This window comes from bacterium (assembly GCA_021372535.1).
In the GTDB taxonomy this organism is placed as follows: Bacteria; Latescibacterota; Latescibacteria; order Latescibacterales; family Latescibacteraceae; genus JAFGMP01.
This window is the reverse complement of sequence record JAJFUH010000050.1, coordinates 19,015-30,556: the sequence shown is the minus strand read 5'-3', so window position 1 is coordinate 30,556 and position 11,542 is coordinate 19,015. Positions and strand designations below refer to the sequence as shown.

At 51.6% G+C, this 11,542-nt stretch carries 9 protein-coding genes; 7 read left to right on the top strand and 2 right to left on the bottom strand.

The annotated features are described in order from the left end of the window. Positions 1-343: 343 nt before the first annotated feature. From LLG96_05485 to LLG96_05455, 7 genes are all read left to right on the top strand, one after another. Positions 344-1,273, top strand: coding sequence for a sugar phosphate isomerase/epimerase (locus tag LLG96_05485; protein ID MCE5249655.1), 930 nt, complete (start codon positions 344-346; stop codon positions 1,271-1,273). Positions 1,274-1,372: 99 nt separating this feature from the next. Beyond that, on the top strand, positions 1,373-2,746 hold the full coding sequence (locus tag LLG96_05480) for a Gfo/Idh/MocA family oxidoreductase (protein ID MCE5249654.1): 1,374 nt from the start codon (positions 1,373-1,375) through the stop codon (positions 2,744-2,746). Positions 2,747-2,837: 91 nt separating this feature from the next. Continuing rightward, the gene (locus tag LLG96_05475; protein MCE5249653.1) at positions 2,838-3,689 is read left to right on the top strand and encodes a sugar phosphate isomerase/epimerase; all 852 of its coding nucleotides are present in this window, start codon (positions 2,838-2,840) and stop codon (positions 3,687-3,689) included. Positions 3,690-3,782: 93 nt separating this feature from the next. Continuing rightward, positions 3,783-4,730 carry a PmoA family protein gene (locus tag LLG96_05470; GenBank protein MCE5249652.1) on the top strand — a complete coding sequence of 316 codons (948 nt, stop codon included), beginning with the start codon at positions 3,783-3,785 and terminating at the stop codon, positions 4,728-4,730. 139 nt (positions 4,731-4,869) lie between these two features. After that, positions 4,870-6,009 carry a DUF1080 domain-containing protein gene (locus tag LLG96_05465; GenBank protein ID MCE5249651.1) on the top strand — a complete coding sequence of 380 codons (1,140 nt, stop codon included), beginning with the start codon at positions 4,870-4,872 and terminating at the stop codon, positions 6,007-6,009. 86 nt (positions 6,010-6,095) lie between these two features. Next, entirely contained in the window at positions 6,096-7,361 is a 1,266-nt protein-coding gene (locus LLG96_05460; protein MCE5249650.1) for a divalent metal cation transporter, read from the top strand. 254 nt (positions 7,362-7,615) lie between these two features. Continuing rightward, entirely contained in the window at positions 7,616-8,500 is an 885-nt protein-coding gene (locus tag LLG96_05455; GenBank protein MCE5249649.1) for a sugar phosphate isomerase/epimerase, read from the top strand. 75 nt (positions 8,501-8,575) lie between these two features. Here the strand turns inward: LLG96_05455 and LLG96_05450 are convergent, their stop codons facing one another. Beyond that, positions 8,576-9,919: a Gfo/Idh/MocA family oxidoreductase gene (locus LLG96_05450; GenBank protein ID MCE5249648.1), complete on the bottom strand. Its 1,344-nt coding sequence runs from the start codon at positions 9,917-9,919 to the stop codon at positions 8,576-8,578. 125 nt (positions 9,920-10,044) lie between these two features. Further along, positions 10,045-11,466 (bottom strand): oxidoreductase, encoded by a 1,422-nt coding sequence (locus LLG96_05445; GenBank protein MCE5249647.1) that lies wholly within the window; start codon positions 11,464-11,466, stop codon positions 10,045-10,047. Positions 11,467-11,542: the final 76 nt, after the last annotated feature.

The window sequence follows — 11,542 nt, the reverse complement described above, 5'->3', positions numbered from 1 at the left end:
GACAGTTTATATCCACGTAAATGGTGTTTATCACAACACTTTTAATTGGTATCCGGATTTATAAAATACGTATTACGGTGCGATAGTGCCATAAACAATTATTATAAATGGTAACTCTCTTTCATATCGCGGGCAATACTATTCTCGCTTTTTCCAAGCATATGGGCATCGTACATTTATTTTTTATCGTTTCAGGCGGAATTACTTGACTATCTGAATTCATCTGCATTTTTTATGTATATTTCTCATACTACTCCATGAATGCACATTTTGTTATACTATATCCGTAAACATTCAATTACTTAATGTCCTTGTGATACATAGAATATCAGAGGAGCCGCCGATGAACACTACCGATAATCCGAACACCATGGCTTTCTCGCGCCGTGACGCTCTCAAAACGGGCGCGTTTACGGCAACGACAGCGGTTGTTTCGTCGCTTGTATCCACCGGAGAAACATCTGCGCAGGCCGGAGCCGTTAAACCTAAAAACATGCATGTCTCCCTTGCCGCATATTCGATGCGTGATGCCCTGCAGAAAGGTGAAATGGACCTGTTCGGATTTATCGACTGGTGCGCCGAAATGAATCTGGCGGGAACCGAGCTCACCTCATATTACTTCAAGGAAGGATTTGACAAATCCTACCTGACCGAGCTCAAGCGACGGGCATTCGGCAGCGGCGTCACAATCAGCGGAACAGCTATACGCAATAATTTCTGCATGCCTTCCGGACCTGCAAAGCAGAAGGAAATCGATCATGTGAAAAAGTGGATCGACTATTCGGTCGATTTCTTTGCACCGCACATACGGATTTTTGCCGGCACACTGCCCGAGGGAACCGATAAACAGACCGGCATCAGCTGGGTCGCCGACGGAATCAGGGAATGCCTCGGCCATGCGGCACAGTGCGGTATTATGCTCGGGCTCGAAAATCACGGTGGAATCACCGCCCTCGTTGCCGACCACCTCGCCATTTGCGATGCCGTAGGCAGGCACCCATGGTTCGGTATCAACCTCGACACCGGCAATTACCGCACTAATCCGTACGAGGAACTGGCAATGGCAGCCCCGCGCGCCGTGAACGTGCAGGTCAAAGTTGAGGTTTTCCAGCCGGACGGCTCCCTTATCCCCGCCGACCTCGGGAAACTCAGGGATATTCTGGTCAAAGCCAATTACAGGGGATGGGTTGCCCTCGAATACGAAGCAAAGGGTGATCCGCGTATCGAGATTCCTCAGTATATCGGGAAACTTAAAAACCTGTTAGAGGCATGACATGATAGAGTGAATGATTACTGTCAGTTTTCGGAACCATCTGCATGTAGTTGAAATATAAAAAAAGACCAAACACTTTATACTAAAAAGGGGAATAGCATGAATAAAAACACCGAACTGACACGCCGCAAGTTTCTTGCAAACAGCGCAAAGACAGCCGGAGGGCTTACCGCCGGAGCAGTCATGAGCACAATGAAACCCGGCAGGGTACTCGGCGCCAACGACCGTATCGTCATGGCGGTCATCGGAATACGCAGCCGCGGAAATCAGCATTACCGTGAATGGACTAATATTCCGAATGTAGAAGTTAAAACCCTCTGCGATATCGACGAAAATCTTTTCGGAGAACGGGTCAAGGAAGTCGAGAAACTCCAGGGGAAAAAACCGCTGACCGAATATGACCTCAGAAAGGTGCTTGACGACAAGGAAATAGACGCCGTATCGATAGCGACCACCGACCACTGGCACGCGCTCGCAACCATCTGGGCCTGCCAGGCTGGAAAACATGTCTATGTGGAAAAACCCACCTCCCATAATATATGGGAAGGCAGGAAAATGGTCGAAGCGGCCCGTAAATACAACCGTATCGTCGCGGCAGGTACCCAGAACCGGAGCATCAGAAACGTGCGGAAGGCGATGGAGTTTCTCCACCAGGGCGGAATCGGCAAGGTCTATATGGCGAAGGGGCTGTGTTTCAAACCCCGTGACTCCATAGGGAGAAAACAGGAATGTCCGGTTCCTCCGGGCGTTCATTACGATTTATGGCTTGGTCCCGCACCATGGCGCCCGTTCAATCCCAACCGGTTCCATTACAACTGGCACTGGTTCTGGGATTATGGATGCACCGATCTGGGCAATCAGGGCCCGCACCAGATGGACATCGCCCGGTGGGGCCTGAATAAGTCTGTATATCCTCGAAAAATCAAGTGTGTCGGTGGTTACTTCGCATTCGATTCTGACCAGGAAACTCCCAATACCCAGCTTTCCACACTCGAATACGAGGACGGCACCATTTTACAGTTCGAAGTTCGGGGACTCTACACAAACGGTGAAGCCGATGTCCGCATCGGTAACCTCTTCTACGGCAGCGAGGGCTGGATGTACCTTAACGGCAGCACATGGAAAACATACTTCGGCAGAGAAAATACTCCCGGACCGAGCTCGGACGATATCGCCGAGCAGTCCAAGGCAGAAGAATCGGCCGATCCCATGAACCTCGCCGGCGCAGGAGGCGAGGGGCATTTCGCGAACTTTATCTACGCCCTCAGGACAAACAACTGGATGAACCTGACCGGTGATATTCAGGATGGTCACCTGTCCACAGCTCTGTGCCATCTTTCCAATATCTCCAACCGTCTCGGCCGTGAGCTGACCTTCGATTCTCAGGCGGAGCGGTTTGTCGGAGATGACATCGCTGACAGTTACCTGACCCGTAATTACCGGTATCCGTATGTTGTGCCTGAAAAGGTGTAAGTTTGGGGTTTATGGTCTATTGTAAATGGTCTATGGTTTATAGTTTATAGTTTAAAGCTCCATAAAAAACAAAGGCAGAGAGAATATAATCATGAGCGAAACGACACGAAGAAAATTCTGCCTCTCGGCGGGCATCGGTTTGACCGCGGCTTCTGCAGCCGGCATTCCGGATGCTTCCGCACAGGGAGGCCCTCAGACGGTCAAGGACGGTTTCAAGCGGCTGAAACTCGGCATGGCCTCGTATACGTTCAGAAAATTCAGCCTCGATGACACCCTGGCCATGACAAAACGGCTCGGGCTGGAGTACATCGCTTTCAAGAGCTTTCACCTGGCACTCGACAGCACTGTTGACCAGATAAAAGCTGCGGCATCGAAGACCAGAGAGGCCGGACTCGATCTCTACGGCTGTGGTGTGGTGTACATGACAAACGAGAACGAGGTCAACCAGGCTTTCGAATACGCGAAGACAGCCGGTATGAGCATTATCATCGGTGTTCCGGAACATAACCTCCTCGATCTTGTGAACAAAAAAGTCCGGGAATACAGTATTAAAGTCGCCATCCATAACCACGGCCCCGGTGATAATCGATATCCGACTCCGGAAAGCGTATATGAAAAAATAAAAGGGCTCGATCCGCGGATCGGCCTGTGCATCGACATCGGGCATACGCAGCGGAGCGGCGTCGATCCGTCCGAAGCAGCCGTAAAGTACGCTGACCGGCTCCTCGATGTCCACATCAAGGATGTCTCGGCTGCCTCAAAGGAAGGGTCCACGGTCGAGATCGGCAGGGGAGTCATCGATATTCCGAAGTTTCTCCGGACGCTCCTGAAAATCAAATACAGCGGAGTTGCCGCCCTCGAGTACGAAAAGGATGAACTGGATCCCCTCCCGGGATCGGCTGAATCCATTGGATATCTCAAGGGGGTGCTCGCTGTCATCTGACGGCATTATTTATAAAAAACGCTATTCGGGATCAATAACGACAGAATAAGCTTATGAGATGTACCATGAATGGGGGTGAATGGTATCAAAACTGTGACTGTACTGCTGACCGCAACCGTCGTCGTGTTGTTTTTCATGATGGTTTCCGCTTCCTGCGGCGAGGTTTCGTTCGTTCAAGGCGATAACGCCATCGATGTCATGATCAACGGACGCCGTGTTACTTCCTATGTCTACAAACCCGAGCTGACAAAGCCGGTTCTGTTCCCTGTCATGACCTTTGCCGGAACAGTGGTGACACGGGGTTATCCCTTTGAGGACATCGCGGGAGAAAGCCGTGACCATCCACATCATACGGGCGTTTTTTTCACATATGACGAGGTAAACGACACGAGGTTCTGGGCCGCCACTGCTTCTCCGCCGAAGATCAGGCAGGTAAAAATCACCGGGATGAAGGGCGGTTCGGACAAGGGGACACTTTCGGTGATTCTCCATTGGGAGGATATGAACGGAAAACCGCTCCTCGAAGAGAAACGTATCATGGTGTTCCGTCCCGGAGTGAACGAATATTCCATCGATTTCTCCATGACGCTCACCGCACTCGATACAACGGTCGTTTTTAAAGACACCAAGGAGGGCATGTTCGCCATCCGTGTCGCATCATGGCTCCAGGAAAAGGACGGCACCGGCTCTTACATCAGCTCGCGCGGCGCCGAGACTGCGCAGAATATCTGGGGACGCCGCGCCGAATGGGTCCGTCTCGAAGGGGATCATAACGGCGGGAAAGTCGGGATCGCGATTCTGAATCATCCTTCGAGCACAAATTTCCCGACATTCTGGCATGCCCGCGATTACGGGTTATTTTCGGCAAATCCGCTCGGACAGTCGGTCTTCGAGCAGGGAACCGGGGTCGAAAATCCCAAACCGTTCGAATTGACGCTGAAACCGGGTAAAAGCGCGCTTTTCAGATTCTGCATGATTATATGCGACGGGCCGAGAACCAAAGCTGAGATCGACAAGCGTTTCGAAGCGTACCGGAAATGACAGCGGCTGACGGGATCTCCGCTCCATGAAATCCGTTCATGTCAGGGAGAATTATGTCAATTTTTTTAACGTTCCATTTATGAGGCATACCATAATGATGCGAAAAACTCAGGTATTAACCGTGTCTACGGTTTTTTTTATGATACTTCTGCTGGCGGGCTCATGCGAAAAGCCGATTTCACCGTTCACCGAAGCGCCGGGGCCTGATTTTCATGCGCTCTTCAATGGTCGGGATTTCACCGGCTGGAACATCGGTAATGTCAAACCCGACGAGAACGCCTGGTCGGTCGAGGACGGTGTGATTCACTGCAAGGGCGAACCGCGTATTCCCTACCTCATCCTTACCGAAAAAGATTACGAAAATTTTGAGTTCTATGGCGAATTCAAAGTGAGTAAGGACTGCAACAGCGGCATCTTCTTCCATGTTCCGCTCGCCGGCCGTGAATCACGCCTCGGTTTTGAAACGCAGATTCTCGATGATTCGGGGAAAAAACCCGACAAAAACTCTACCGGATCGATTTATGACGTCGTACCGCCTCTTATGAACGCCATGAAACGGGCAGGCTCATGGAACCGTTATCATGTCCTTTTCGACTGGCCGAACTGCAAAATCTGGCTCAACGATGTACTCGTGCAGGACACCGATTTTTCGGCGAATCCCATGCTCAAATACCGTATGCGGCGAGGGCCTGTCGGCCTTTCCAATCACGGATATGCTGTCGATTACCGTAACCTCTGGATAAAAGAGCTGCCCGATAAAGACACCGGATTGTCCGTGTTCAACGGTATCGATCTGACGGGTTGGTCGTCAATCGGTGACGCCGACTGGCATGTCGAGAACGGGATGATTGTCGCCACCAAAGGACAGGGATATCTTATCTCCAACAGCGAGTACGATAACGTTTACTTTCATGCCTATGTCGAGTGCGATACCCTCATGACATACGATTCACGGTTCTATTACCGGTGGAAAAGCCCGAGCGATCCCGGTTATCCTGTCGATTTTTATAATTTCAAGGATGCTGTCAGGTATACGGCCCCGTACGGCGACAAGATTCCGGGAACCGTCATTCCCCCCATGCGCTCGGCGCTGTTCCTCTATCGAATCATTTCCGCGGATCGTGAATCACAGATTTACCTCAACGAGTTTATCGTTTCCGACAATAAACTGTTGGGGCGGTCTCCACACGGTAGAATCGCTCTATACCGCAGCCCGGAAGACGGTGTGATCAGACTGAAGGGGCTGTGCCTCCGACCGATCGAGGGTCCGGGTTTATAGCTTACACAAGCTTATGAAATATGCTCTGTCAATGAGAACACGCCATATTATTAATAATTTCATATAGATAGACAGGATATAACTGCATGGATATTCATCGTGATTCATCGACACTCAAAGACAAACTCATCCGTTTTGCCTCGTCCATCGGCCCCGGAATATTCATCATCGGGTACATCATCGGCACCGGCAGTGTCACCTCGATGGCATCGGCCGGGGCAAAATACGGCATGTCGCTGACATGGGCACTGGCGCTTTCCTGCTTTTTCACCTACATCATGATTGTCTCGATCAGCAGGAGCACGATTGTGACGGGGCAGACGCTCATGTACAGTTTCAAGCTGAAGTTCGGGAGAGCTATAACTATTTTTGTAATCTTTTCGCTTATGCTGACTGTCACGACATCGATCATGGGAGTCATGGGAATCGTCACCGATATTGTGAGGGAATGGACAAAACCCCTAACATCCGGCGGCGGAGTACACCCCATTATCTCGGCTTTCTTTTTCACCGCTCTTCTGTACTATCTGTTCTGGAACGGAACGCACAACTTTTTCCTGAAGGCAATGGCTGTCATCGTGGCCATGATGGGGATCAGCTTCATACTGTCCATGGTTCTTGTCATCCCCTCACCTGCCGACATTGTAAAGGGCCTCATACCGAAGGTTCCCACCGGGGGCAATGCCCATCTCATTCTCGCCGGACTTGTCGGAACCACCATGGCGTCTGTCTGTGTTGTGACAAGGAGCTATCTCGTAGCTGAAAAAGGGTGGACACTCAAAGACCTGAAAGTCGAGAACAGGGACGCCATTGTATCGCTCACCCTGACTTTCATTGTGAGCGCGGCTATAGTCGCATGCGCGGCGGGAACCATGTATCCGCATGGGATTACGGTCGAAAACGCAATCGACATGGTCAAAACGCTCGAACCGCTTGCGGGGAGATTCGCAACATCCATTTTTGTCATGGGAATCATCGCGGCGGCGCTTTCCTCGCTCTTCCCCAATTACGTTCTCGGGCCATGGCTCGTCTGCGATTATCTCAACGTCCCCCGCACGATGAATCGACCGATCGTCCGTATCGCTGTTCTGATCATATCGTTACTCGGATTCGTCGTCCCCGTTTTCGGAGGAAAACCGGTTATCATCATGATCGCCTCGCAGGCGGTGAGCCCCGTGGTCATGCCGTTGCTTATCGTACTGCTGATCATACAGCTGAACGGCAGGGAACGGGAAAACAATTATAAAAATCCCCTCCTGCTGAACATTGGTCTGATAATCACCCTGATATTTTCATTATTCATGTCGTATACCGCTGTTCTGGGATTGATGGGTTTACTGAAGCAGATGTGAAATACAGGTAAATATCATGGATCATTGATGACAGATGCTGAAACAGGTTCAGCATGACGACCCGATCGTGAACCCGTCACTCTGAACTTGTTTCAGGGTCTATGCATACTATAATGAACATCCGAATCTTCTATCAATGATCTCAGCATGGTATGACATATATTGGCGTTATATATGATAGCGTGAGATGCACCATACCATTTTACGTAATTTGGAGGAAAATTGTCATGAAGAACATGTGCAGGCGCTCATTCATGAAAAAAACAACCGCCGGGGCAATGGCGGGAGCGGCATTCGGCAGCACATTCCTGCGCCCCGGAGAAGCCGTATCACAGCCGTTCAAAGGACAGATCAAAAAGAGCCTGTATTATGGAATGCTTCCGGATTCGCTCAGTGCCACGGAACGTATACAACTGGCGAAAAGGGCCGGTTTCGAAGGTGTAGAGATTCCGACAATCGAGCAATCCGAGCTTTTGGCTGAAATCAAGCAGGCAGCCCTGACCGCCGGAATCAAAGTACACTCGATCATGAACCAGCGTCACTGGAAATTTCCCCTGTCGAGCAGCGACCCGGACGTTATCAAACAGAGCATGGAAGGAATGGAGACCTCTTTGCGCAATGCAAAGGAAATCGGCGCCGACACCGTTCTCCTCGTACCCGCCGTTGTGAACCCCGAAACCTCGTACAAGGATGCATACGAACGCTCACAGACTCACATAAAGGAGCTCCTGCCGCTCGCGAAGGAGTTGAATATCATAATCGCCGTCGAAAATGTCTGGAATAAGTTTCTCCTGAGCCCGCTCGAATTTGCGCGGTACGTCGACGAGATGAACAGTCCGTTCCTCAAGGCGTATTTCGACTGCGGGAATATCGCACTGTACGGGTATCCGCATGACTGGATACGGACGCTCGGCAAGCGAATCGTGAAAGTCCATATCAAGGGATTCGATGTCAACAAGAAGGAATTCACCAACCTCGGCGACGGTACCATCGACTGGCTCGAAATCCGCCGCGCATTCAGCGATATCGGCTACAGCGGATACATGGGCGCGGAACTCAAAGGCGGCGACGAGGTATATCTCAAGGATGTCAGCGCGCGTATGGATAAAATCATCGCCGGCCAGAAAATCGTGAAGTAACCGTACGCATCCGATTTTAAACCTGTCACTTATACCAGCGCCGGTTCAGAATCCGCCTGTCCGGGCGCGTAGTATCTATACGTTCTCGGGCATTACATACGGATATCGGTATTCCCGTGTCAGATAGCGGTTCGCATCCTCGTCCCCGAGAAAACGCTCGCTTTCCGAATCGAACGTCAGGGTACGCCCGGTCCGGTATGCGATATTGCTCAGGTGGCATATGGCTGCCGAGAGGTGGCCTTCGACTATATCGGCCTTGAGGTCTTCGCGTTTTCGTGAGCGGACACAGTCGATGAAATTATTAAAGTGGGGTTCCCTGCCCCTTCCGTAGCTGATGATGATGCCGGTCTTTGTATTGGCTTCCTCGCGGGTCATGCTCGGCCCCGGCTCGTTTTTCGGACCGAAAAAGGTCGTCCACGTATTGCCGAGGTTGAACTGCATCCAGCCCTCGGAGCCGTAGAAAATGATACCTTCCCGTACGGTGCCGTCGGTGTTGGTATAGTGGTTTCTGACCTCGAGCTGTACCATGGTGCCATCTGCATACTCCATCACCGAAATCTGCGTGTTGGGCGTCTCCTGTTCGCTGTCGTATACATAGAGTCCGCCCATGCTCTGGATCGTGCGCGGGTGGTCATACTTGTTGAGCGCCCAGCGTACAATATCTGCAGGATGAGGGCCGTTATTCCCCGTCTCGCCGTTTCCCGTATCCCAGAACCAGTGCCAGTTGTAGTGGAAACGGTTGTCGTTGAAGGGAATCCACGGGGCCGGTCCACGGAAAAGATCATAATGAACCCCCTCGGGCACCGGACCGGTTGTTCCCCGTCCGATAGCCTTCCGCGCCCGGTAGACACAGGCTTTCACCATGTAAATTTTCCCGAGTTTGCCGCTCTGAATGAAATCGACCGCTTCCTGCATGAGGGGATCGCTTCTCCTCTGGCTGCCGGTCTGGACGATACGGTCATATTTACGGGATGCCTCGACAAGCTTGCGGCCTTCATAGACAGTATGGGAGGCCGGTTTTTCGACATAGACATCCTTCCCCGCCTGACAGGCCCAGACTCCTGCAAGCGCATGCCAGTGGTTGGGGCATGCGATCGAGATAACATCGATATCCTTGTTCTCGAGCACACGGCGGATATCGGTTTCGGTTTTCGGAGGTTTCGCTCCGAGCTCCGCAATCTTCTTGAGCGCGTCGGGGAAAAGCCGCTCGTCAATGTCACAGAGCATGGCCACTTCGACATTAGGCACGTTCATGTAGTGCTGCACATGATCCATCCCGCGGCCGTGAATGCCCATAATGGCGATATTGATCGTATCATTAGGGCTTTTTTTAGCCCATGCCTGTGTTACCCATGGTCCTGTCGCTCCAAGAGCGGCGGCGCCTGTTCCAGCTTTGTGGATGAATTTTCGGCGATTCATCGTTTATTTATCCCCCCTGCATTTTGTGTATCAGATATAGTCAGCCATGACAGAAAAAACCGGGTACTGGTCATTCCACCCGCCATTTCACCCTGCGATGATAAAACGGCGGTCGCAGCATGATACTATTTCCGGCACATTTCGAGCGCCTTCGTCGTTACATAATACTTGGCAAGCATGTTTGCCCTCTCCCAGGCCGGCTGGGGTGTGCCGCCCAGAAATTCGAGAAACCGGTCGGTAACCTGGCCGAAATGAGCCTCGTGCCCAACACGGTATTTCTGGGGAATATCGATACGCCACCGGTTTTTTTCCTCGACTACCGAAACACCGGGATATGTATCCCGGGCAAGCGTCGTGATATATGCCTTGAGCGCTTCTCCGAGGGCTGTACGGTCGGTTCCCGGAGCCGGTTCGACATATACTTCGGGAAGGAAGTTCTGCTCTTTACCCTGGCGGATGATTACATGAGCCCGTGTACCTTTGATGACCGAAAAATGGGTATCGCCACTTCCCGGGGGCGCTTCGTAATTCCAGACCACCTCGACCCTGACATTCACACCCTTCAGCGTGAAATTAGCCTGACCGTTGCAGTAGTACGGGTAATTGCCCTTGTCGTCGAGCTTGAACTGCGAAGGGAACTGGGGATTGGCGGTAATCGTCCCATACTGGGTCGGAGTAAGCACCGTGGGCCAGTGTTTTGCGGAGACAACTTCGATGTCGGTCTTGTAGTCGATGGGTTTATCCGGGTAGAGAGTCCAGAAAACGATGTCAACGAGGTGGGTCGTAATATCGACCAGTCCCTCACCCTGAACCGAGGTGTCGAAGAACCACCATGGGCGTTTCAGCTGTTTTCCCGCAACCACCTTCGACAGGTGATGGACGCTGCTTTTCACCACCGCGGGATCATCGGAAGTTCCCGCCGTGACCGTGCCGAAAACCTGCTCATGGTTCACGAGCAGCCGCTGCATGACACTCGTAATCTCAAAACGCTCGGTCATGATATCGTAGGCCACAAGCCCCTTTTGTTCCGCTTCCGCAAGAACCGCATCGAGGACTGCGAATTTTTCGGGCTCTATAATCCACGGCTTGTCGGCAAGAACGTTGAATCCTGAGTCGATACAGGCCTTTATGGTGTTGATTTTCTCGTCGTTCTTGCCCGAAAGAATTGCAATGTCTCCGAACCGTTCCCTGAACATAGCCTCACGGTAATCCTGTCCCAGATAAACATGATAACGCCACTGCGCGGGATCATCCGCCCGTGTGTTGAACGGGGTGACGCGGCTCATGTGATCGACAAAATCCTCCCCGACAGGGGCATAAATTCCGACAAGAGGCGAGATGCCCTCGTACGAGGAGCGTTTGAACACGAGGGATGCATGAAAATGTCCCGGGTCGATTACCATAAACCGGTGCAGCGTATCCTTTTCCTGTTCCTGCTCCGTTTTTTTCTCCACCTTTGCCTGGCCGCATCCGACAACAGTGAGAACGAGAACAAGAGCAGCTACAAGAATCAGGTGTTCATGGGGAAAAAAAGATATTACGCTCATCACGAGCCCTCCGGATTTGTGCTGAATGCTTATCCTGTTGCGCTGTCTGTAATAAATGGTAAATAAAAACCGCACT